We start from the raw sequence: 22,551 nt of genomic DNA, 5'->3' as shown, positions 1-22,551 counted from the left end.
TCGGGTTGACACTGCCGCCCCTCTTGCGGTCTCCTTGCCCACATGTCAGAGTTCGCCGCCCACCGCAGCCGCCGCCAGGCGTCGCTCCGCCGTGCCGCGAACTCGCTCTGCTGTCGCCTCTGTTCCTGCTGTATCTAGGCGCACGCGTCCCACCGCGCGCCGCCCAGCAAGCCAGAGGCCGCCCGCGCGACGAAGTCCCCTCGAACTCCGCGGACCCGGCTGATCCCGTAGCACCAGCCGACGCCAAGGACTCTCGACCGTGCGAATGCCCCGAATCCGCAACCGCAACCGGGACCGCGCCAAGCTCGCCCGCCGGGCCCTCCCCCAGCAGGCCCCCGCCACCACCCCCGCCGTCACCCGCTGGGCCGACGGCCTGAGCGACGTCTCCATCGCCGGCGACCCGCTGGCCTTCCCGCACCTGACCCGGACCGACCTGCCCGCCCACCCGACCACCGTCGCCGGGTACGCCCGGCTGGTCCGGGAGATCGCCGCCGACCGCGACCGGTGGGCCCCGCTGGTCCGCTACGACGCCCTCACCCGCTGGTACGCCCGGCTGGAGACCGGCCCCGGCTACGAGGTCTGGCTGCTCAGCTGGCTGCCCGGGCAGAGCAGCGGCTTCCACGACCACGGCAGCTCCGCCGGCGTGATGACGGTGGTCGAGGGCGAGCTGGTCGAGCGCTCGCTGACCGGCTCCGGCGAGGGCACCCGGGTGCTCACCCCCGGCCGCCGGCGGGTCTTCTCCGCCGGGTACCTGCACGAGGTGGTCAACGGCGCGCTGGAGCCCGCCGTCTCCATCCACCTCTACACGCCGGGCCTGGTGGAGATGAACCAGTACGCCACCGACGCCTCCGGCCACGACCGCGACCACGGGCACGACCACGGGCAGCAGGGCGCGCAGGCCGCCGACCGGCAGGCCCCGCGCCGGGCCTGACCGACCGCCACCGGCCCGCCTGGCAGGATGGGCGCATGCGCATCGTGGCACTGGCAGGCGGAATCGGTGGGGCGCGCTTCCTGCGCGGACTCAAGGAGGCCGTCGCCCCCGGGGACGAGATCACGGTCATCGGCAACACCGGTGACGACATCCACCTGTTCGGGCTGAAGGTCTGCCCCGACCTGGACACCGTGATGTACACCCTGGGCGGCGGCATCCACGAGGAGCAGGGGTGGGGCCGGGCCGACGAGACCTGGTCGGTCAAGGAGGAGATGAAGGCGTACGGCGTCGGCCCCGAGTGGTTCGGGCTCGGCGACCGGGACTTCGCCACCCACATCGTCCGGACCCAGATGCTGGCCGCCGGCTACCCGCTGAGCGCCGTCACCGAGGCGCTCTGCGACCGGTGGCAGCCGGGGGTGCGGCTGATCCCGATGAGCGACGACCGGGTCGAGACCCACGTCCGGATCACCGACGGGGCCGGCACCCGCGCCGTGCACTTCCAGGAGTACTGGGTCCGGCTGCACGCCGCGGTGGCCGCCGAGGCGATCGTGCCGGTCGGCGCGGACACCGCGAAGCCCGCGCCGGGCGTCCTGGAGGCGCTGGCCGCGGCCGACGTGATCCTGCTGCCCCCGTCCAACCCGGTGGTCAGCATCGGGACCATCCTGGCCGTCCCCGGTCTGCGGCAGGCGGTCGCCTCGGCGCCGGCGCCGGTGGTCGGGCTCTCCCCGATCATCGGCGGCGCACCGGTGCGGGGCATGGCCGACAAGGTGCTGGCCGCGGTCGGCGTCGAGGCCACCGCCGAGGCGGTGGCCCGGCACTACGGCCCCGACCTGCTGGACGGCTGGCTGGTGGACACCGCCGACGCGGACGCGGTCGCCGGGGTCGAGCAGGCGGGGATCCGCTGCCGGGCCGTCCCGCTGCTGATGACCGACGTCGCGGCCAGCGCCGCGATGGCGCGGGAGGCGCTGGCCCTGGCCGCGGAGGTCCGGCCGTGATCGGGGTGCACCCGGTGCGCGGGCTGCCCGAGATCGAGCCCGGCGCGGACCTCGCCGAACTGATCGCCAAGGCCGGGGAGTTCGAGGACGGCGACATCCTGTTGGTCACCTCGAAGATCGTCAGCAAGGCCGAGGGGCGGCTGCTGCGGGCCGACGACCGGGAGGCCGCGATCGACGCCGAGACCGTCCGGGTGGTCGCCCGGCGCGGCGCCACCCGGATCGTGGAGAACCGCAACGGCCTGGTGATGGCCGCCGCCGGTGTCGACGCCTCCAACACCGCCCCCGGCACCGTGCTGCTGCTGCCCGAGGACCCGGACGCCTCGGCCCGCGCCCTGCGCGCCGGGCTCCGGCGGCTGACCGGACGCCGGCTCGCCGTCGTGATCACCGACACTTTCGGCCGGCCCTGGCGCAACGGCCTCACCGACGTCGCCATCGGCGCGGCCGGGCTGCCCGTGCTGGACGACCACCGCGGCCGCACCGACAGCCACGGCAACCGGCTGGCGATGACCGTCACCGCCACCGCCGACGAACTCGCCGCCGCGGCCGACCTGGTGAAGGGCAAGGCCAGCGGCACCCCGGTCGCGGTGGTCCGCGGCCTGGCCGGCCTGGTCACCGCGGAGGACGGCGAGGGCGCCCGCGCGCTGGTCCGCCCGGCCGCCGACGACATGTTCCGGCTCGGCACCTCGGAGGCCGTCCGCGAGGCGGTGACCCTCCGCCGGACGATCCGCTCCTTCACCGCCGAGCCGGTCGACCCGGAGGCCGTCCGCCGGGCGGTGGCCGCCGCGGTCACGGCGCCCGCACCGCACCACACCACGCCCTGGCGGTTCGTCCTGCTGGAGACCGCAGAGGTCCGCACCCGGCTGCTGGACGCGATGCTCGCCGCCTGGCAGCGCGACCTGCGCGAGCTCGACGGCTGGGACGAGGAGAAGGTCGCCCGCCGCACCGCCCGCGGCGACGTGCTTCGGGACGCGCCCTACCTGGTGGTGCCCTGCCTGGTGATGGACGGCTCGCACGACTACCCCGACGCGCGCCGGGGCGCGGCCGAGCGGGAGATGTTCACCGTCGCGATCGGGGCCGCCGTGCAGAACCTGCTGGTCACCCTGGCCGGCGAGGGCTACGGCTCGGCCTGGGTGTCCTCCACCATGTTCTGCCGCGACACCGTCCGGGCCGTCCTCGGGCTCCCGGCCGGCTGGGACCCGATGGGCGCCGTCGCCGTCGGCCGCCCGGCCGAGTCCCCCCGCCACCGCCAGCCCCGCCCGGCGGACGCCTTCATCGCCGTCCGCTGACCCCCGCCGCGCCGGGCCCCCGGTCATCGCCCCCGGTGGTCGTTGGGCGTCAGCCGGGGCCCGTACCGGGGTGCCCGGGCGCCGGTGAGCATGAGCAGGCGGCACACCCGGTACCGGTGCGGGCGGTACGGCTCCAGCAGGTCGAGCATCTGCGCGTCGTCGCTGCGCGGCCGCCCGGCCAGCGCCCAGCCGACCAGGTTCGGCAGGTGGAAGTCGCCGACCGACACCGCGTCCGGGTCGCCGTTGCTGCGCTGGAGGGTCTCGGCCGCCGTCCAGACCCCGATCCCGGGGACGGCGGTCAGCCGGGCGAAGGCCTGGTCGGACGCGAAGCCGGAGGCCTCCTCCAGCCGGGCGGCCAGCCGGGCCGCGCGGACCACGGTGGCGGACCGCTTCGGGTCGACCCCGGCCCGGTGCCACTCCCAGCTGGGGATCAGCGCCCACTCGCGGGCGGACGGCGCGACCCGCATCCCGTCCACCGGCCCGGCCGGCCCGGGCGCCGGGGTGCCGAAGTCCCGCAGCAGGATGCGCCAGGCGCGGTACGCCTCGTCGGTGGTGACCTTCTGTTCGAGGACCGCGGGGACCAGCGACTCCATCACCAGCCCGGTCCGGCCGAGCCGCAGGCCCGGGTGGGTGCGCTGGGCCTCGCGGAGCGGGCCGGGCGGCAGGACCAGCCCGGACGGGTCGTCGTCGGCGCCGAGCAGGGCGGGCAGTGCTTCCAGCAGCCAGTCGGCGCCGGGGCCCCAGGCCTGCGCGGTCACCTCGCCGCCGGCCGCCGCGATCCGTACGGTGCCGGGGCCGGCCGGGGTGCGGGAGGCCCGCCAGACGGCGCCGTCGCCGGTGGTGCGCAGCGCCGGGTCGCCGGGGCCGCGGCGCAGCGGGAACAGGATCCTGGGCAGGTCGAGCGGGAATCCCGGCTGCCACCGCCGTACCGTTCCCGGCATCGCCCGTCACCTCTTCCGCCGCCCGGGGGTTGGGCCACAGGAACCCTACGCCCTGCGGCCCGGCCCCCTCGGCGGGCGGTTCAGCGACCCTGCAGGTGGGCCGCGCGGGAACGGATGTCGGGCAGGAGGTTGTACAGCTGGTCGCCCGGGCACTCGGTGGCGAAGGCGTCCCGGTGGCCGGAGACGGTCTTGAAGCTGACCGAGGTGCCCTTCTTGTACCGGCTGCCGTCGGAGGCGGAGACCAGCGTGGTCGAGCCGGCGGCGTCCACGTCGGTGAGGCCGAGCTTCCAGGCGGCGATCTTGACGATGCCGTCCTGCTGGGCCTGCGGGACGCCGTCGGAGCCGTAGGTGCCGATCGCGGCGACGCCCGAGGTGTTGCTGTTGAAGCCCAGGGTGTGGGCGCCGAGCACCGGCTGGATGACGCCGCCGGCCCGGCCCTCGTAGATGGTGCCGCAGCGGTCGACCAGGAAGTTGTAGCCGATGTCCCGCCAGCCGTTGGTCTTCACGTGGTACTGGTAGATGCTCCGGATGATCGCGGGCGCGTCGGAGCAGGCGTAGTTGTTGGCGGTGTCGGTGTGGTGGACGAAGACCGCCTTGACGGCGCCGGTGTAGACGTAGCCGGGTTCGCGCAGGGACTCGTCCGCGCCCCAGCCCGAACGGATGACGATGCCGGGCCGCGGCCCGGGGTGCTCGACGCGGGGCAGGGCCCGTTCGGCGGCGGCGCCGCCGGCGGGGCCGGTGTCCCCGGGCGCGGTGGCGGCGGGTCCGGTCACGGCGGGCCCGGTGCCGGGGTCGACCAGTTCGGCCCGCAGGCCGGCCGGCAGCTGGTGGCCCGAGGCGTGCACCCGGACGGCGAGGCCGTTGCTGGGGCCGACCCAGAGCGGGGCGGTCGAGCCCCGTCCGGTGGGCTCGTCGGGGCGGTCCTCGTCGGCGCTGTCCAGGTCGAGCCAGTCGCTCCAGCGGCCGGTCGCGGCGTCCCTGGTGCGGACCTGGACGGTGCCGTCCAAGGTGGCGGCCGGGTCGTCCCAGCTGACGCCGACCATCGAGAAGGAGCCGGTGGTCCGCTGCGGGAGGGTGCGTTCGGCACCGTCCGCGCCCACGGAGCGCCGGCTGTCGGTCAGGGGAAGGGTCGTCACGCCGCCGGCCACGGACCGGCTCTCCCGGGGTGCCGCGGCCGCACCGGCGGTCACGGGCTGGAGGAGGAGCAGGGCGGTGGACCCGGCGGCGAGAGCAGCAAAGTGAGTAAAGCGCATAAAACGGATATTGACGGCAAATCACTCCCGCTGCCATGTCGGCCCACGCCGCTGATCACTCTCCCGGCCGACCACCCGAAGGCCGTAGGCTGGACCGCACCATGACTGCGCCTTTCGCTGCCGACGCCCGTACCCCCGCCGAGCTGCTGAACGCCTATCTGCGCCCCGGGGCCACCGATGCCGACTCCTCCCGCCCCTTGGTCACCTTCTACGACGACTCGACCGGCGAACGGGTCGAGCTCTCCGCGAAGACCTTCGACAACTGGGTGGCCAAGACCGCCAACCTGATCCAGGACGAGCTGAACGCCGGCCCCGAGGACCGGGCCGCGCTGCTGCTGCCCGCCCACTGGCAGAGCGCGGTCTGGCTGCTGGCCTGCTGGTCCGTCGGGGTCACCGTGATCCCCGGCGGCGACCCGGCCGACGCCGACCTGGTGGTGAGCGGCCCGGACGGGCTCGCCGCCGCCGAGGCCTGCACCGGCGAACGGGTGGCACTGGCCCTGCGGCCGCTCGGCGGCCGGTTCCCGCAGCGCCCCGACGGCTTCCTCGACTACGCCGCCGAGGTGCCGGGGCAGGGCGACCGCTTCGCGCCCTACTCCCCCGTCGACCCGCAGGCCCCGGCGCTGGAGACCAGCACCGACGGGCTGCCGCTGAAGCTGACCGGCGAGCAGACCGTCGAGCTGGCCAGGGCCGGCGCCGCGCGGCTCGGCCTCGGCCCGGGCGACCGGGTGCTCAGCACCCTGTCCTACGACGACTGGACCGGGCTGGAGGCGGGCCTGCTGGCGCCGCTGGCGGCCGGCGCCTCGGTGGTGCTGTGCCGCAACTCGGAGCAGCTGACGGCCGATCAGTGGGAGAAGCGGATCGAATCCGAACGGGTGACTCTGCGTCTGAGCTGATGCAGCCCGCGCCACCGGGGTACGGATCCCCCGATGGCAGTGGAGCAGGAGGACGGCGAGCGCCCCCCGACCCGCGAGGGAGGGGGGCGCCGCTCGTTCCTGCGGCGCCACTGGCTGGCCCTGGCCGCCGGGCTGCTGTCCCTGGTGCTGCTGGTCGGCGGCACGCTGGCGTGGCTCGCCTACCGCAAGCTGAACGGGAACATCAGGACCGACACCGCCACCGGCGAACTGCTCGGCCGGGAGTCGGACCGGCCCTCCCCGGTCGCCGGCGACGCCGAGAACATCCTGCTGATCGGCAGCGACGACCGCAGCGGGGCCAACTCCGCGTACGGCTCGACCGGCGGGCAGCGCTCCGACACCGTGATCCTGCTGCACCTGGCCGCGGGCGGGCGGCGGGCCACCGCGGTCTCCATCCCGCGCGACGTGATGGTCACCGTGCCGCCCTGCGACCTGCCGGACGGCAGCCGCTCGCGCGGCGGGCTCGGCCAGTTCAACCTGGCCTTCGAGACCGGCGGCCCGGCCTGCACCATCCGGACGGTGGAGCAGATCAGCGGGATCCGGGTCGACCACCACGTGATCCTCGACTTCACCGGCTTCAAGCGGATGGTCGACGCGGTCGGCGGCGTCGAGGTGTGCGTCCCGGCGCCGATCCACGACCGGGACGCCGGGCTGGACCTGGACGCCGGCCGCCAGGTGCTGCACGGCGAGCAGGCACTCGGCTACGTACGGGCCCGGGAGAGCCTCGGCAACGGCAGCGACACCGACCGGATGGGCCGCCAGCAGCAGTTCCTGGCGGCCCTGGTGCGCAAGGTGCAGTCCCAGGGCGTGCTGCTCAACCCCACCAAGCTGTGGCCGCTGCTGGACGCGGCGACCTCCTCGATCACCGCCGATCCGGGACTGAGCCGGCTGGGCGCGCTGTACGACCTGGCGCAGCGGCTGCGCTCGATGCCGCCGAACGAGATCACCTTCCTCACCACCCCGCGCCGGCCGTACCGCTACAACGCCAACCGGGACGAGTTCGTCCAGCCGGACACCGACCGGCTGTTCGCGGCGCTGCGGGCGGACCAGCAGGTCACGGTACGGCCGAGCGCCTCGCCGGGCCCGGCGACCGGGACCGCGCCGGACGGATCCCCCGACCCGTCACCGGACGCCTCGCCCGACGCCTCCCCCGACGCCTCGCCGCAGGCCGGTGCCGCACCCGGCGCATCGCAGGCCCCGTCGGCCCCCGGGACGGCGGCGGCCAGCCCGTCGCTGGAGGGCCGGACCGCCGACCAGGACGTGTGCCCGGCCGACTGATCCGGGCGCGCCGGACCCGGCCCGGACCGCCGCGGCGGGCGCGGGAGAGTTGGGCACGAAATGTGAAGGCGGCTCGGGCTGTTTGGCCCGGTTCATTGGGAATTGGCAGTGTGGCAGCTGTCACACCGTGACCGAACCACCGGTGCGGCTCGTCTAGGGTGTCCGGGGTGAACAGCGGACACCGGCAGCCGAACCGCCTCGCGGTCCCGCTGCCCGAGGAGGTCGACCCGGCCGATCAGTGGGTCCTCGACCCGCAGACCGGCGAGTTCCGCCTGAACCTGGACGGGCCCCCGCCCGTCGTCCCGCCCCAGGCCGGACCGGGGCGCACCGCACCGGGCCGGACCCGGATGCCCGGACCCCGTTCGGAGCCCGCGGTCGCACCCCTCACACCGACCGGCCCCGGCGACGGCGGCCGCGCCGCCCGCCGCAAGGGCGGCCGCTCCAAGCCGCGCAGGCGCCGGGCGCTCAAGTGGACCGCCGGGGTGGCGGCGCTGGTGCTGGTGGCCGGCTGCGGCGGCGCGTACTACGCGTACCAGCACTTCAACAACAACATCAGCTCGGTCGAGGTCCAGGTCGGCAGCGAGGCCGAGCGGCCGCAGGCGGCCGGTGACGCGCTCAACATCCTGGTGATCGGCACCGACAGCCGGGAGGGCCTCGGCCGCGAGTACGGCGACGAGGGCAGCACCGGGCACGCCGACACCACCCTGCTGTTCCACGTCGCCAAGGACCGCAGCAACGCGACGGTGATGAGCATCCCCCGTGACCTGATGCTGCCGATCCCGGAGTGCCAGAGCGGCACCAAGAAGATCCCGGGCAGCGCACGGGCGATGTTCAACACCAGTCTCGGCCAGGACGGCCGCGACCCCGGCTGCACCTGGAAGACCGTGGAGAAGGCCACCGGGATCCGGATCGACCACTTCATGATGGTCAACTTCGAGGCGGTGAAGACGCTGTCCACCGCCGTCGGCGGGGTGGAGGTCTGCGCGGCCAAGGACATCAACGACCCCGACTCGCACCTGAAGATGTCCAAGGGCAAGCACGTGGTGCAGGGCGAGGAGGCGCTGGCCTTCGTCCGGACCCGGCACGCGGTGGGCTTCGGCGGCGACCTGACCCGGATCCCGCTGCAGCAGCAGTTCATCAGCTCGATGATCCGCAAGATCAAGAGCGGCGACACCCTGACCAGCCCGACCAAGCTGTGGAGCCTCGCGGACGCCGCCACCAAGGCGCTCACCGTCGACTCCGGCATCGGCAGCGTCGACAAGCTCAAGGACCTGGCGCTGGACCTGAGCAAGGTCGACACCAAGAACATCACCTTCACCACCGTGCCGGTGCTGGACGATCCCAAGGACAACGACCGGCTGATCCTCAAGCCGGGCGACTCCGAGCAGCTCTTCTCGATGATCGCCAACGACCGTTCGCTGACCGAGGTACAGAAGGCCGCCGACGCGGCCGCCGCGGCGCCCGCCGCCCCGAGCGCGCCCGCCGCCCCGGCCGCCCCCGACGTGGACGGCGCGACCATCCGGGCCACCGTCCGCAACGGCACCGGCACGCCGCAGCAGGCCACGAAGGCGGTGGCCACCCTGCAGGGCAAGGGCTTCACCAAGGCGGCGACCGGCAGCAACGCGGAGGCCGCGGAGGCCAGCAGCGTCTCGTACCCGGCCGGGAAGGCCGACCAGGCCGCCGCACTGGCGGCGGCGCTCGGCCTGCCGGCCACCGCCGTCCAGCAGAGTTCCCAACTCGGCGCCAAGGACGCCCTGGTGGTGGTGCTCGGCAAGGACTTCCTCGGGGCCGCCCCGGGCACCGCCGCGGCCGCTCCGGCCGAGGCGCCGAAGGACCTCCAGCGGGTGCAGGCCGACGACACCAACGTCTGTGCGAAATAACTCACGCCCACCGCGCACCTTTTGACGCCCCCGGCGCGTATGGAAGGGCGGAGGACCGGCCCTTCGGGCACGCCGGGTGACGGCGCGCTCGACGGAGCGTCAGGCGGCCCGCCCCGCGCGTGGACCGGCGCTGTGATCAAGCTGCAACCGAGGCGTGCCCTCAGGTAGCTTGTCCGTTCGAACACTCACGGGGTATCGAACGGACGGGCGGGGGAACGGGCATGGACGAGGGCACGGAACCAGGGGGCGGCCGCGCCGCGGAACGCCGTCCGGCCGGCGGGACCGGCCGGGGCCGCCGACGCGCCCGGAGGTCCGGCATACGCCGCTGGATCAAGCCGGTCGCCCTGACCACCGGCGCCCTGGTGGTGGCCGGCTGCGGCGGCGGCTACCTCTACCTCAGGCACCTGGACGCCAACCTCCAGCACGCCCCGCTCGGCGCGGGCAACGCACCGCCGCCGCCCGGACAGGCCGACGCCCAGGGCCGGGTGGCGATGAACATCCTGATCATCGGCACCGACAGCCGCAAGGGCCTCGGCGGCGGCTACGGCGACCGGGACAACGTCGGGGCGGGCAACAACGACGTCAACATCGTGCTGCACGTCTACCCCGACAAGCGCGCCGCCGTCGCGCTCGACCTGCCCCGGGACACCCTGATCGACCACCCCAAGTGCGTGGTCAACGGCGAGACGCACGCGCCGATGAAGCACCGGCCGCTCAACGAGGCGCTGGGGCACGGCGGTCCGGGGTGCGTCCAGGACACCGTCCAGTCGATCACCCATCTGAAGATCGACCACTACGTGCTGGTCAACTTCCAGGGCGTCAAGGACATCACCGACGCGGTCGGCGGGGTCGAGGTCAACCTCTGCCAGCCGATCAAGGACAAGGACTCCGAACTCGACCTCCCCGCCGGGGTCACCAAGCTCAACGGCGAGCAGGGCCTGCAGTTCGTCCGCACCCGCAAGCAGGTCCAGGACGGCACCGCGATCGGCCGCTTCGCCATGCAGCGGGCCTTCCTCGCCTCGCTGTTGAAGAAGGTCACCGACCAGGGCACGCTGCTCGACCCGACCAAGGCCTTCCCGGTGGTGGAGGCCGCCACCAGGTCCATCACCGTGGACGACCCGATCGCCGGCACCCTCAAGCTGGCCGAACTGGCCTCCGGCCTGCACAACATCAAGCCCGCCGAGATCAGCTTCGTCCAGCCCCCGACCGAGTACACCCACGACGACCCGGACAGGTCGCTGCGGGAGAAGGACCGGCTGGTCCAGCCCGGCGCGGACGCGCTGTTCGCGCTGATCCTGGCCGACCGGACGCTGAGCGGCACCGAGGACCACTCCGGCGGCGCCGACCCCGCCGCCCCGCCGGCCGCCGACCCGCAGCCCGCCGCACCGTCCTCGCCCGCCGCACCGCCGGTGGACCCGGGCACTGTCACCGTCCAGGTCCTCAACGGCACCCCGCAGCCCAACCTGGCCGCCGAGACCGGCAAGAAGCTCAGCGGCCTCGGCTACCACGCCTCGCCCGGCACCGGAGCCGGGACCGGCGTACGGACCAGCAGCGTGCACTACGCCCAGGCCGACCAGCGGTCCGGCGCGCTCGCCGTGGCCGCCGCACTCGGGCTGCCGGAGTCGGCCGTCTCGGCGGGCGGCAGCGGCCGCGCCGTGGTGGTCACCCTCGGCGCGGACTACCAGCCGGGCGGCGGGGCCGCCGCGGCGCCCGCACCGGTGCCCACCGCGGTGCCCTCGGACGTCGCCGTGCACCAGGGCGACGAGGGCGGCTGCGTCCAGGGCCGCACCGGCACCCACTGACGGCAGGCCGCCCGCTGCCGTCAGGGGGCCTCGGAGAGCACGCCGCCGGCCTCGACGTACTCCTCGCCGGTGCGCGGGCAGCGCCAGCGCCCGCCACCGGCGTCCGCCAGCGGCTCGCCGGCCCGGCCCACCCACTTGATCCGGCGCGCCGGGACCCCGGCCACCAGCGCGAAGTCGGGGACGTCCCGGTGCACCACCGCGCCGGCCGCGACCAGCGCCCAGCGGCCCACCGTCACCCCCGCCACCAGCACCGCCCGGCCGCCGATCGAACAGCCCTGGCGGAGCGTCACCCCGCGGGCGTGCCAGTCGTCGCCGCGCTTGAGCCTGCCGTCCACGTCGACCGAGCGCGGGTACAGGTCGTTGGTCAGCACCGCGGCCGGGCCGACGAACACACCGTCCTCCAGCACCGCGGGCTCGTACACCAGCGCGTGGTTCTGCAGCTTGACCCGGTCGCCGATCCGTACGCCGGGGCCCACGTAGGCGCCCCGGCCGACGATGCAGTCGGCCCCGATCTCGGCGTCCTCGCGCACCTGCGCGAGGTGCCAGACCGTGCTCCCCGGACCGATCACGGCCCGCTCGTCGACGTCCGCGGTCGGCTCGACCCGTACACCGGTCCGGGCCGGCGCCCCCTCAGCAATCCCCATGGCGGGGACGATAGCGCCCGGGGCGGGCCGGCCGGAGGGTTATGGCGCAGTCGGCCGCAGCCGGGCCGCCTGCTCGTCGCCGCCCGGGAGGATCGGGGCCGGTGCGGTGCTCGCGATCACCCGGCGGGCCAGCGAGCGCGGGGAGGTGAGGAAGCCGAAACCCCAGCTCATGTGCATGGTGACCAGGGCGACGGGCAGTTGGAGACGGGCCTTGGCGGACAGGCCGCGGCCCTCCAGCGCGGAACCGCCGAGGATGGCCGCCAGGTAGCCGAGCGGCACGGCGAGGAACGCCGGGTGCACCAGCGCGCCGAGCGCCAGGCCCGCGGTGATCGCGGCCAGCGCGGCGGGCGGGGCGAGGTAGCGCAGGTTGACCGAGCCGCGGTGGTAGCGGGTGACGACCCGGCGCCAACGGCCGTAGTCCTTGTACTGCTTGGCCAGCGCGCGGACGTTCGGGCGGGGGCGGTAGGTGACCCGCAGCTGCGGGCTGAACCAGACCAGGCCGCCGTCCTGGCGGATGCGGTAGTTCAGCTCCCAGTCCTGGGCGCGGATGAACTCCTCGTTGTAGCCGCCCTGCTTCTCCAGCACCTCGCGGCGGAACACCCCCAGGTAGACGGTGTCGGCCGGGCCGGCCAGGCCGCCGGTGTGGAAGGCCGCGTTGCCGACGCCGATCTTCGAGGTCATGGCGGCCGCGACGGCCTTCTCCCACTCGCTCTCGCCCTCGGCGTGCATGATGCCGCCGACGTTGGCCGCGTCCATCTCGCCGAGCAGCCGCACCGCGGTGGCGATGTAGCCGTCGGTGAGCAGGCCGTGGCCGTCCACCCGGACCACTATCGGGTGGCTCGAGCCGCGGATCGCGGCGTTCAGGCCGGCGGGGGTGCGGCCGGTGGGGTTCGGCACGGTCCGCACCCGCGGGTCCGCGGCGACCAGTTCGGCGGCGATCTCGTCGGTCCGGTCGGTGGACGGACCGAGCGCGATCACCACCTCGATCGCGCCGGGGTAGTCCTGTTCCAGGATCCGGCGGACAGCGGTGCGCAGGTGACGTTCCTCGTTGAGCACCGGCATGATCACGGAGACCGCCGGCAGCTCCTCAGCAGCCTTGGTGTTCATCGGGCCCCACCGTACCGGCGCATGCCCGCCCTTGTCAGATGCGGGTACCCACCAGGTTCGACGCCGTGATCAGGAGGCTTCCGACGGAACGTCCCTGCTCGCCCGGATGCCCGGCGCGCCGCGCGCCGGGCCGCCCGGACCGCGCCCCTACCATCCAGAGGATGCCCCCGTCCCGCCCGCGCCGCCCCGCTCGCCCGCCCCGCCGACGCTGGGCGCAGTGGGCGGCGGGCGCCCTGTCCCTGGCCGTGCTGGCGGCCTCCTGCGGCGGCTGGGCGATAGTGAACGGCGTCAGCGACGCGATCGACCGGGTGGACGCCTTCAGCGGAGACCACGACCGCCCCGCCGACGACGGCGTCACGACCTTCCTGGTGGTCGGCACCGACGACCGCGAGGGCATCCCCGAGACCACCTTGAAGCAGGTCCTGCACGCCGGTGGCGAGTCCTGCCACTGCACCGACACCATGATGATCGTCCAGCTCGCCGACACCGGCCGCCGGGCCAGCGTGGTCTCCATCCCCCGCGACTCGTACGTGGACATCCCCGAGCACCAGGACCCGGCCACCCACCGGCAGGTGCCGGCCGCCAAGGGCCGGATCAACGCGGCGTACGGCATGGGCGGCGCCCCGCTCACCGTCCGCACCGTCGAGCAGAACACCGGCGTGCGGATCGACCACTACCTCCAGGTCGACTTCCTCAGCTTCGTCGCCGCCGTGGACGCCGTGGGCGGGGTGGAGGTGTGCACCAGCAAGCCGCTCAAGGACGACTACTCCGGCCTGGACCTGCCGGCCGGCACCACCCGGCTGGACGGCGCCGGCGCCCTCAAGTACGTCCGGGCCCGGCACGTCGACGGCAGCTCCGACCTCGGCCGGATGCACCGCCAGCACCGCTTCCTCGCCCAGCTGCTCCGGCAGGCCGCCACCGCCGGCACCCTGCTCGACCCGGCCCGGCTGGACCGGATCACCCGGACGGTGCTGGGCTCGGTCAAGGCCGACCAGCAGCTGACCGGCGACGACCTGCTCCAGCTGGTCTCCCGGCTGAAGGAGCTGTCCGCCGCCGACGCCGACTTCGCCACCGTGCCGCTGGCCGCGCTCGACCACCAGGTCAGCGGCTGGGGTTCGACCGTGCTGTGGGACCAGCCCCGCGCCAAGGCGCTGTTCGACGCACTGCGGCACGGCCGGCCGCTGACCGACCGGCCCGCCCCCGTGCCGTCCGGCTCCCCGGTGCCCGCCGGGACCGTGCCGCCCGGACAGATCCGGGTCCAGGTGCTCAACGGCTCCGCCGTCCAGGGCCTGGCCGCCCGGGTCGACGCCGACCTGCGCGGCGCCGGGTTCGCCACCACCGGTACGCCCGGCAACACCGGCGACACGACCGCCGTGCGCACCACCGTCCGCTACGACCCGCACTGGGACGAGTCGGCCCGTACGGTGGCGGCGGCGCTGCCCGGTGCCGAGCTGGCCGAGGCACCCGGTCTCGGCGCCACCGTGCAGGTGGTGGCCGGTACCGACTACCGGGGTGTGGCGGGGGTGCCGTCGAGCGGCCCGCCGCCGGCCCGGCCCGCCGCGGGCGGCTCGGCGGCGGCCGCGGGCGGGACGCCGGGCCCGGCCGACCCGGCCGCCGGGACCGGGGCCGAGGTCGGCTGCCCGTGACCGGGCGCCCCCGGGCGGGGGCATGCCGCGGGGGCCGGGCATGGTGCCCGGCCCCCGCGTCCCCCCGTGGTGGTGCGGTCAGTCGGTGGCGATGGCCGCCAGGACGTTCATCCGGCCGGCCCGGAAGGCCGGGACGAGTGCGGCCAGCAGACCGATCACGGCCGACGCCACCAGGATGAAGACGATCGTCCCGGTCGGGACGGTCAGCACGTCCAGGCCCTGGTCGGCCAGCACCTTGCGGGCGGTGACGCCCCAGGAGAGGCCGAGCCCGCAGCCGAGCAGGGCGCCGAAGACCGCGATCACCACCGACTCCAGCCGGATCATGCGGCGCAGCTGGCGGCGGGAGAGGCCGATCGCGCGCAGCAGGCCGATCTCACGGGTCCGCTCGACCACCGACAGGGCCAGGGTGTTGACGACCCCGAGGACCGCGACGGCGATGGCGAGGCCGAGCAGGCCGTAGACCATGTAGAGCAGCTGGTTGATCTGGCTCTGCACCAGGTCCTTGAGGCCGGCCTGGTCCTGCACCTTGACCTGCGGGTAGGCGTCCAGCGACTTCTGCAGGGCGGTCAGCGTCGAGGCCTTGTCCGCGCCGTCCGCCGCGGTGGCGAACATGACCACGTCCAGGGGCAGTTCGTCGGTGGGCAGGACCTTCGCGACGGTGTCCACGGAGGTGTAGAACTGCTTGTCGAACAGCGAGTTGCCGAGCTGGGTGACGATCCCGACCGGCAGGCTCTGGGTACGGCCCTGGCCGTAGTCCACGGTGACCGGGTCGCCGACCGCGAGGCCGTGCTCCTTGGCGAAGTTCTCGTCCACCGAGATCCCGCCGGTGAAGGCGGCCTCCGGGCGGCCGGCGGCGACCGGCATGTGGAAGCCCTCGGTGAAGTTCGCGGTGGCGGCGGAGAGGTCCGCCTTGGTGTGCTTGCCGTCCGGGGTGGTGAAGGTGACCGGCAGCGACTTCTGCTCGATCAGCGCCTTCAGGCCGGGGGTGCTGCGGGCGGCGTCGGCCATCGCCGGGCTGAGGGCGCCGTTGGCGGAGACGATGTAGTCCGCGCCGACCGACTTGTCGATCTGGGCGGTGACCGAGCTGACCATCGAGTTGGTGACCACCGAGGCGCCGGTCACCACGGCCAGGCCGATCATCAGGGCCGCCGCGGTGGCGCCGGTGCGGCGCGGGTTGCGCATCGCGTTGCGCTGGGCCAGCTTGCCGGACGGGCCGAACAGGGCCGGCAGCGCGGCGCCGAGCACCCGGACCACCCCGGTGGACAGCAGCGGGCCGAGGACCACGAAGCCCACCAGGCTCAGGAAGATCCCGGCGGCCAGCGGCAGCCCGCCGTCGGCGGCCTTGTGCGCCAGCGCGGCCATGACCAGGCCGGCGGCGCCGAGACCGGTGAGGACCAGCCCGATGACGGTGCGGATCCGGTTGGCGGAGGCCTCGGCCGGGGTGCCGTGGTCGCGCAGCGCGGCCATCGGCGAGATCCGGCTCGCCCGGCGGGCCGGGACCCAGGCCGCCAGCACGGTGATCAGGATGCCGACCGCGTACGAGGCGACCGGGACGGTCCAGGTGATCTCCAGCGAGGAGGCGTCCAGGTTCATCCCGAGCAGCTTCATCAGCTGGATCAGCAGCACCGCCAGGCCGAGGCCGGCGGCCAGGCCCAGGGTGGAGCCGAGCAGGCCGAGGATCAGCGCCTCGGCCAGCACCGAGCGGTTGACCTGCTTGCGGCTGCCGCCGAGGGCGCGCAGCAGGCCGATCTCGCGGGTGCGCTGGGCGACCAGCATGGAGAAGGTGTTGATGATCAGGAAGCCGCCGACCAGCAGCGAGATCCCGGCGAAGCCGAGCATCACGTACTTCATGAAGTCGAGGAAGGAGCCGACGCCCTTGGCGCCGTCGGCCTTCTGCTCCGCGGCGGTCTTGCCCTGGAAGCCGCTGCCGAGCGCGGCCAGCGCGTCCGCCTTGAGCTGCTCGTCGGTACGGCTGCCGTCGCCGAACAGTTCGACCGAGGTGTACGCCTGCTGGCCGATCAGGTCGCGCTGGGCGGTGGCGGTGTCCAGGAAGGCGAGCGCCGCACCGGGGTTGGTGGTCCGGAAGGTGGCGATGCCGGAGATGGTGAAGTCGTAGCTGCCGCCGGGGCTGATGATCCGGACCGCGCTGCCGAGGCCGAGGTGGGCCTTCTTGGCAGTGTCGGCGTCCAGCACCAGGTCGGCGGCGCCCTGCGGGGCGCGGCCCGCGGTGATGTCGACCGACTGACGCGGGGTCTCGGTCCAGTTACCGGTGAGGGTGGGCGCGCCCTGGGTCGGGCCGATCGCCTTGTTGGCGACCGGGTCGACCAGGGTGGAGGACTGGGTGAACACCTGGCCGACGGCGCTCTTCACACCCGGCAGGGCGGCCAGCTTGGTGACGGTGTCCAGCGGCACGGTCAGCGCCTTGGCGCCCTGGCCCGGGCCGCCGTCGGAGTCGTCGGACGGCCGCTGGACCGACAGGTCGGAGGCGGTGGAGGCGAACAGCTTGTCGAAGGTGCTGGTCGCGGTGTTGGCGAAGACCAGGGTGCCGGACACGAAGGCGACCGAGAGCACCACGGCGATCAGCGAGAGGATCATCCGCCCCTTGTGGGCGAGGAAGCTCCGTAGCGAGGTCTTGAGCAGCATGGGGGTTTCCGGCTCCGAATCAGCTGGTGCGCTTGCCGTCGAAACGGCGCATGCGCTCGAGGACGGAGTCGGCGGTCGGGGCGGTCATGTCGTCGACCAGGGCGCCGTCGGCGAGGAACAGCACGCGGTCCGCGTAGCCGGCGGCGACCGGGTCGTGGGTCACCATGACGATGGTCTGGCCGAGCTCGTCGACCGAGCGGCGCAGGAAGGTGAGCACCTCGGCGCCGGAGCGGGAGTCCAGGTTGCCGGTGGGCTCGTCACCGAAGATGATCTCCGGGCGGGCCGCCAGGGCGCGGGCCACCGCGACGCGCTGCTGCTGGCCGCCGGACAGCTGGGTCGGGCGGTGCTTGAGGCGCTCGGACAGGCCGACGGTGTCGATCACCTGCTGCAGCCAGGCGGCGTCGGGCTTGCGGCCGGCGATGTCCATCGGCAGCGTGATGTTCTCCAGCGCGTTCAGCGTGGGGAGCAGGTTGAAGGCCTGGAAGATGAAGCCGATCTTGTCCCGGCGGAGCTGGGTGAGCTGCTTGTCCTTCAGCCCGGTGATCTCCGTGTCGCCGATCCAGATCCGGCCCTCGGTGACCGTGTCCAGCCCGGCCAGGCAGTGCATCAGGGTCGACTTGCCGGACCCCGAGGGGCCCATGATCGCGGTGAACCGGCCCCGCTCGATGTCCACGTCGACGGCGTCGAGTGCCGTCACCCGGGTCTCCCCGGCACCGTACGCCTTGGTCACCTGGCGGGCGCTCGCCGCGCTTGCGGCCCGCCCGCCGGACTGCTGGGCGCTGTGTACGGCGTTGGCTGCCGTCGTCACTGGATTCTCCTCGTTGTCCTGGTTCCACCCGTTGGCCCCCCGAGCCTGGCGGTCGCGGGGGTGCTGCGGCCATGGGGCCCGCACCCCTTTCCGGCCGGGGGCCGGCACCACCACCGGGTGGCGAGGGGGGATAAGGACCACGTTAGGAGAGCCGTGGGGACGGCACCTCATCCGCCGGGAGGAAGCCGACCGACCGGGAGATGTACGGGGTGTGCGGCGCCTCCCCCTAGGGGACCAGGGGACCGGGGTGAGGGTCGGTCCGGTCGTCCGCCCCGGGACCGGCCCTCCGTACCGCCGCGCCGCCCTGCGGCTCAGCCGGCCAGCGCCGGCTCCGGCCTGCGCTCCAGGGCCGCCGCGAAGGCCTCCACCACCGGCGTGAGCAGCACGTCCGTCTCCCGCTCCAGTTCGGTGGAGCCGTCCTCGCGGACCGTGATGTGCCGGTCCAGCACGAACCAGCCCTGGGTGATGTGCCCGGCCCCCATCGCGCTGAGCACCGGGCGCAGCGCGTAGTCCACCGCCAGCACGTGCGCGGTGGAGCCGCCGGTCGCCAGCGGGAGCACGGTGCGGCCGCGCAGCGCGTACTGCGGGAGCACGTCCAGCAGGGCCTTCAGCAGGCCGGAGTAGGCCGCCTTGTAGACGGGGGTGCCGATCACCACGCCGTCGGCCTCCGCGAACAGCTCGACGGCGCGGGCCAGTTCGGGGTGCGAGAGGTCGCCGGCCAGCAGTGCCCCGGCGGGCAGGGCGCGCACCTCGAACGGGACCACCCGGTGGCCGCGGGCGGTCAGGCGGGCGTCGACGTGGCGGAGCAGGCGGGTGGTGCGGGAGGTCGCGGACGGGGAGCCGGACACGGACAGGACGGTGGCCATGGGGATCACCTCGGGGCAGGACGGTGCCGGTGGTCGGCGGGCACCGTGAAGGAAGGCGGGACGGGCCGGCGCGGGCAGCGGACGCGGGGCGCGGCAACGCGGGGCGCGGGCGCGGCGGGAGCGGGTGCGGCGGCGCCGGTACGGCGGGCGCGGCGGGTTCGGGCAGCAGGGCGGCGAGCGGTCAGCCGCGACACAGCGCGCCGGACACCCGCACCAGGTCGACGTGGAGCCGACGCGTGAGAGTCCATCGCTGTTCCATGCCCGCCATGCAAACACGGGCGTTTCCGGGGGGTCAAGATTGGTTCCAGCCCCTGAACATTTCCCGCTGAACGATCCGGGCCCTGCATCAGCTCTGTTACAAGCGGCCCCGCAGCCGACCCGGCAGCACTGCGGGCTGCCGCTTTCGGGCATCCTTCCCCACATGAACACGTGGCAGGAGGACCGCCCGGGCGGCGGCGGGTACGGGTCGTACGGTCAGGGCCGGCGCGGCCCCGGCCAGGGTGGTCAGGGCCACGGCGGACAGGGTTACGGCGACGGGGACCAGGGCCGGGGCTACGGCGCCCCGGGCGCCCAGGGCCAGGGCTACGGCGCGCCCGGCCACGGCGAGGCCCCGGGGTACGGCGGGCCGGCCGCGGAGCCGCCGCTGCCGCCCGAGCTCAACCCGCGCGGCGCCGGCATCCCGGCGCCCGCCGGGCCGGCCGCGCCGTCGGCGGTGCCGGCCGCGCCGCCCGGCAGACCGGTGCCGCGCCAGCACCCCGGGCGCCCGGGCCCCGGCGGTCCGGGGGCTCCCGGTGGTCCGGGCGGGCCGGGTACGCCGGGGGCGCCCGCCGCCGGCCGGTCCCGCTGGCCGCGCCGCCGCAAGATCAAGGTGGCCGCGCTGGCCGTCGTCACGACGCTGCTGGTGACCGGTGTCGGCACCTACTTCTGGGCCGACTCCCAGCTCAACCACGAGAACGTGCTGGCCGGCTACGCCGGGCGGCCCGCCGAGGGCAAGGGCACCAACTGGCTGATCGTGGGGTCCGACAGCCGCGCCGGGCTCTCCGACGCGGAGGAGGACTCGCTGCACACCGGCTCCGCCGAGGGCAAGCGCAGCGACTCGATGATGATCCTGCACATCGGGGACCACGGGAACACCCTGATGTCGATCCCCCGCGACTCCTGGGTGCAGATCCCGGCGCACCCCGACACCAGCGGCAACGGCAAGACCGTGCCGGCCGCCACCTCCAAGATCAATGCGGCCTTCGCCCGCGGCGGCGGCCGGCTGCTGGTGCAGACCGTGGAGTCCAACACCGGCATCCACATCGACCACTACGCCGAGATCGGCTTCGCCGGCTTCGTCGGCATCGTGGACTCGGTGGGCGGTGTCGACATGTGCATCGACCAGGCCGTCTCCGACAAGGACTCCGGGCTGAACCTCAAGGCCGGCTGCCAGACCCTGACCGGCGCCCAGTCGCTGGCCTTCGTCCGGCAGCGCCACCAGATGGCCGACCAGGACCTCGGCCGGATGCGCAACCAGCAGAAGTTCCTGGGCGCACTGGCCAAGCAGGCCGCCTCCCCGGCCACCCTGCTCAACCCGTTCACCTTCTACCCCATGGTCAGCTCCGGCCTCGGCACGCTGATCGTCGACGACGACGCCGGCCTGACCGACCTCGGCTCGCTGTTCCTCGCCATGAAGGGCGTCTCCAGCGGCGACGGCAAGAGCATCACCGTGCCGATCGGCAACCCCGACTTCCACACCCCGACCGGCGAGTCCGCCGTCAAGTGGGACCCGGCCAAGTCGAAGCTGGTCTTCGACGCCATGAAGAACGACACCGCGATGCCCGACGTCAAGTAGCCGTACGGAGGTTGACGCCTTCGCGGCGTGTCGCGGCGGACCGGCCGACGGTCCGCCGCGGCGCCGCCACACTGGTGGCCATGCCGCTGGTGACCGCCCTGATCCGACACCGCCGCCACCGCCTGCTCGGGCGGCTGGTCCAGGAGGCGCTCGCGCTGTACGGGATGGAGGTCCCGGCCGCGGTGGAGATCGGCCCGGGGCTGACCGTCTTCCACCGCGGCTTCGGCACCGTGCTGCACCCGTACACCACGCTCGGTGCGGACGTCACGCTCTACAACGGCGTCACCATCGGGCGGGCGGATCCGTGGGTGCCGCAGGAACTCAGCCCGATGCGGCGGGTGGTGCTGGAGGACGGCGTGGTGGTCTGCGCCGGGGCGAAGATCGTCTGCAAGTCGGGCGTCCTCACCGTCGGCGCCGGCACCATCGTCGGCGCCAACGCCGTCCTGACCCGCTCCACCGGCCCGAACGAGATCTGGGCCGGCGCCCCGGCCCGCCGCCTGGGCTTGCGCCCGGCGGCGACCGGCGGCGCGAGGAGCCTGGCGTAGGCCGCGCGGCAGCCCCGCGCGGCCGGCCCGGTGCGTGCTACGGCAGGTTGCGGGCCATCACGATGCGCTGGACCTGGTTGGTGCCCTCGTAGATCTGGGTGATCTTCGCGTCCCGCATCATCCGCTCCACCGGATAATCCCGCGTGTACCCGTACCCACCCAGCAACTGCACCGCATCCGTGGTGATCTCCATCGCCACATCCGACGCGAAACACTTCGCCGCCGCCCCGAAGAACGTCAGATCACCATCCGTGCGCTGCGACTTCGCCGCCGCCGCATACGTCAACTGCCGCGCCGCCTCCAGCTTCATCGCCATGTCCGCCAGCATGAACTGCACACCCTGGAACTCCGCGATCGCCTTCCCGAACTGCTTGCGCTCCTTCACATACCCCGCCGCGAAGTCCAACGCCCCCTGCGCAATACCGATCGCCTGCGCCGCGATCGTCACCCGCGTGTGGTCCAACGTCCGCATCGCCGTCGCGAACCCCGTCCCCTCCGCACCGATCATCCGGTCCGCCGGAATCCGCACCCCGTCGAAATACACCTCACGCGTCGGCGACCCCTTGATCCCCAACTTCTTCTCCGGAGCCCCGAACGACACCCCCGCATCGCCCTTCTCCACCACGAACGCCGAAATCCCCTTCGACCGCAACGACGGATCCGTCACCGCCATCACCGTGTAGAACTCCGACACCCCCGCATTCGTGATCCACCGCTTCACCCCGTCCAGGACCCAGAAATCCCCGTCCCGCACCGCCCGCGTCCGCATCCCCGCCGCATCCGAACCCGCCTCCGGCTCCGACAGGCAGTACGAGAACATCCCCTCACCCCGCGCCAGCGCCCCCAGGTACTTCGCCTTCAACTCCGGCGAACCCGACAACTGCACCGGCAGCGAACCCAGCTTGTTGACCGCCGGGATCAGCGACGACGAGGCACACACCCGCGCCACCTCCTCGATCACGATCACCGTCGCCAGCGCATCCGCCCCCGCACCACCGAACTCCTCCGGCACGTGCACCGCATGCAGATCACTGCCCTGCAACGCGTCCAACGCCTCCTGCGGGAACCGCCCCTGCTCGTCCACCTCCGCCGCGAACGGAGCGATCTTCGCCTCCGACAGCGCACGCACCGTCTCCCGGAGCATCTCGTGCTCCTCACTGAGCCGGAAGAGGTCGAAGTCC

The 22,551-nt window shown here is 74.0% G+C and carries 19 protein-coding genes; 10 read left to right on the top strand and 9 right to left on the bottom strand.

The window, feature by feature from the left end; all coding sequences use genetic code 11:
- Positions 1-259 precede the first annotated feature (259 nt).
- Genes AC2TEW_RS34705 through AC2TEW_RS34695 form a run of 3 tightly spaced genes read left to right on the top strand, consistent with a single transcriptional unit; the run spans position 260 to position 3,212 of the window.
- Positions 260-931, top strand: a complete 672-nt coding sequence (locus AC2TEW_RS34705) for a cysteine dioxygenase (protein WP_484627253.1) — start codon at positions 260-262, stop codon at positions 929-931.
- Between the two features lie 35 nt (positions 932-966).
- On the top strand, positions 967-1,926 hold the full coding sequence (gene cofD / locus AC2TEW_RS34700) for a 2-phospho-L-lactate transferase (RefSeq protein WP_484627252.1): 960 nt from the start codon (positions 967-969) through the stop codon (positions 1,924-1,926).
- The gene (locus AC2TEW_RS34695; protein WP_484627251.1) at positions 1,923-3,212 is read left to right on the top strand and encodes a coenzyme F420-0:L-glutamate ligase; all 1,290 of its coding nucleotides are present in this window, start codon (positions 1,923-1,925) and stop codon (positions 3,210-3,212) included. Before cofD ends, AC2TEW_RS34695 begins: the two co-directional genes overlap by 4 nt.
- Before the next feature lie 23 nt (positions 3,213-3,235).
- On the opposite strand, the gene AC2TEW_RS34690 is transcribed toward AC2TEW_RS34695, so the two are convergent.
- Together AC2TEW_RS34690 and AC2TEW_RS34685 are read right to left on the bottom strand one after the other, a co-directional pair.
- Entirely contained in the window at positions 3,236-4,153 is a 918-nt protein-coding gene (locus AC2TEW_RS34690) for a DNA-3-methyladenine glycosylase family protein (protein ID WP_484627250.1), read from the bottom strand.
- A gap of 80 nt (positions 4,154-4,233) precedes the next feature.
- Positions 4,234-5,289, bottom strand: a complete 1,056-nt coding sequence (locus tag AC2TEW_RS34685) for a peptidoglycan recognition protein family protein (protein WP_484627249.1) — start codon at positions 5,287-5,289, stop codon at positions 4,234-4,236.
- Positions 5,290-5,507: 218 nt separating this feature from the next.
- On the opposite strand from AC2TEW_RS34685, the gene AC2TEW_RS34680 reads away from it, so the two are divergent.
- From AC2TEW_RS34680 to AC2TEW_RS34665, 4 genes are all read left to right on the top strand, one after another.
- Entirely contained in the window at positions 5,508-6,299 is a 792-nt protein-coding gene (locus AC2TEW_RS34680; RefSeq protein WP_484627248.1) for a TIGR03089 family protein, read from the top strand.
- A gap of 33 nt (positions 6,300-6,332) precedes the next feature.
- Positions 6,333-7,595, top strand: a complete 1,263-nt coding sequence (locus AC2TEW_RS34675) for an LCP family protein (protein WP_484627247.1) — start codon at positions 6,333-6,335, stop codon at positions 7,593-7,595.
- Positions 7,596-7,762: 167 nt separating this feature from the next.
- A complete protein-coding gene (locus AC2TEW_RS34670) occupies positions 7,763-9,475 on the top strand; it encodes an LCP family protein (RefSeq protein ID WP_484627246.1) in 1,713 nt (570 codons plus the stop codon).
- Between the two features lie 221 nt (positions 9,476-9,696).
- On the top strand, positions 9,697-11,277 hold the full coding sequence (locus AC2TEW_RS34665) for an LCP family protein (RefSeq protein ID WP_484627245.1): 1,581 nt from the start codon (positions 9,697-9,699) through the stop codon (positions 11,275-11,277).
- Between the two features lie 20 nt (positions 11,278-11,297).
- Here the strand turns inward: AC2TEW_RS34665 and AC2TEW_RS34660 are convergent, their stop codons facing one another.
- Positions 11,298-11,921: an acyltransferase gene (locus AC2TEW_RS34660; RefSeq protein ID WP_484627244.1), complete on the bottom strand. Its 624-nt coding sequence runs from the start codon at positions 11,919-11,921 to the stop codon at positions 11,298-11,300.
- Positions 11,922-11,960: 39 nt separating this feature from the next.
- A complete protein-coding gene (locus AC2TEW_RS34655) occupies positions 11,961-13,028 on the bottom strand; it encodes a glycosyltransferase family 2 protein (RefSeq protein ID WP_484627243.1) in 1,068 nt (355 codons plus the stop codon).
- A gap of 161 nt (positions 13,029-13,189) precedes the next feature.
- Here AC2TEW_RS34655 and AC2TEW_RS34650 point away from each other — a divergent pair, with 161 nt between their 5' ends.
- A complete protein-coding gene (locus AC2TEW_RS34650) occupies positions 13,190-14,674 on the top strand; it encodes an LCP family protein (protein WP_484627242.1) in 1,485 nt (494 codons plus the stop codon).
- Positions 14,675-14,752: 78 nt separating this feature from the next.
- Here AC2TEW_RS34650 and AC2TEW_RS34645 read toward each other — a convergent pair whose 3' ends face one another.
- The 4 genes from AC2TEW_RS34645 to AC2TEW_RS34630 all read right to left on the bottom strand — a co-directional run bounded on the left by AC2TEW_RS34645 (position 14,753) and on the right by AC2TEW_RS34630 (position 19,250).
- Positions 14,753-17,317: an ABC transporter permease gene (locus AC2TEW_RS34645; RefSeq protein ID WP_484627241.1), complete on the bottom strand. Its 2,565-nt coding sequence runs from the start codon at positions 17,315-17,317 to the stop codon at positions 14,753-14,755.
- 19 nt (positions 17,318-17,336) lie between these two features.
- Positions 17,337-18,125: an ABC transporter ATP-binding protein gene (locus tag AC2TEW_RS34640; protein WP_484627240.1), complete on the bottom strand. Its 789-nt coding sequence runs from the start codon at positions 18,123-18,125 to the stop codon at positions 17,337-17,339.
- 311 nt (positions 18,126-18,436) lie between these two features.
- The gene (ssuE, locus tag AC2TEW_RS34635; RefSeq protein WP_484627239.1) at positions 18,437-18,991 is read right to left on the bottom strand and encodes an NADPH-dependent FMN reductase; all 555 of its coding nucleotides are present in this window, start codon (positions 18,989-18,991) and stop codon (positions 18,437-18,439) included.
- Positions 18,992-19,172: 181 nt separating this feature from the next.
- Positions 19,173-19,250 (bottom strand): putative leader peptide, encoded by a 78-nt coding sequence (locus AC2TEW_RS34630; RefSeq protein WP_368666565.1) that lies wholly within the window; start codon positions 19,248-19,250, stop codon positions 19,173-19,175.
- A 162-nt stretch (positions 19,251-19,412) separates the two neighbouring features.
- On the opposite strand from AC2TEW_RS34630, the gene AC2TEW_RS34625 reads away from it, so the two are divergent.
- Positions 19,413-20,825: an LCP family protein gene (locus AC2TEW_RS34625; RefSeq protein ID WP_484627238.1), complete on the top strand. Its 1,413-nt coding sequence runs from the start codon at positions 19,413-19,415 to the stop codon at positions 20,823-20,825.
- Between the two features lie 80 nt (positions 20,826-20,905).
- Complete coding sequence (locus tag AC2TEW_RS34620; RefSeq protein ID WP_484627237.1) at positions 20,906-21,370, top strand: LbetaH domain-containing protein; 465 nt, start codon at positions 20,906-20,908, stop codon at positions 21,368-21,370.
- A gap of 37 nt (positions 21,371-21,407) precedes the next feature.
- Here the strand turns inward: AC2TEW_RS34620 and AC2TEW_RS34615 are convergent.
- The coding region (locus AC2TEW_RS34615) for an acyl-CoA dehydrogenase family protein (RefSeq protein ID WP_484627236.1) at positions 21,408-22,551 on the bottom strand (1,144 nt) is incomplete at its 5' end.

The organism is Kitasatospora sp. NEAU-CNBT7 (genome assembly GCF_057220535.1).
The sequence above is the reverse complement of the archived record's forward strand: the minus strand, read 5'-3'. Positions and strand labels throughout refer to the sequence as shown.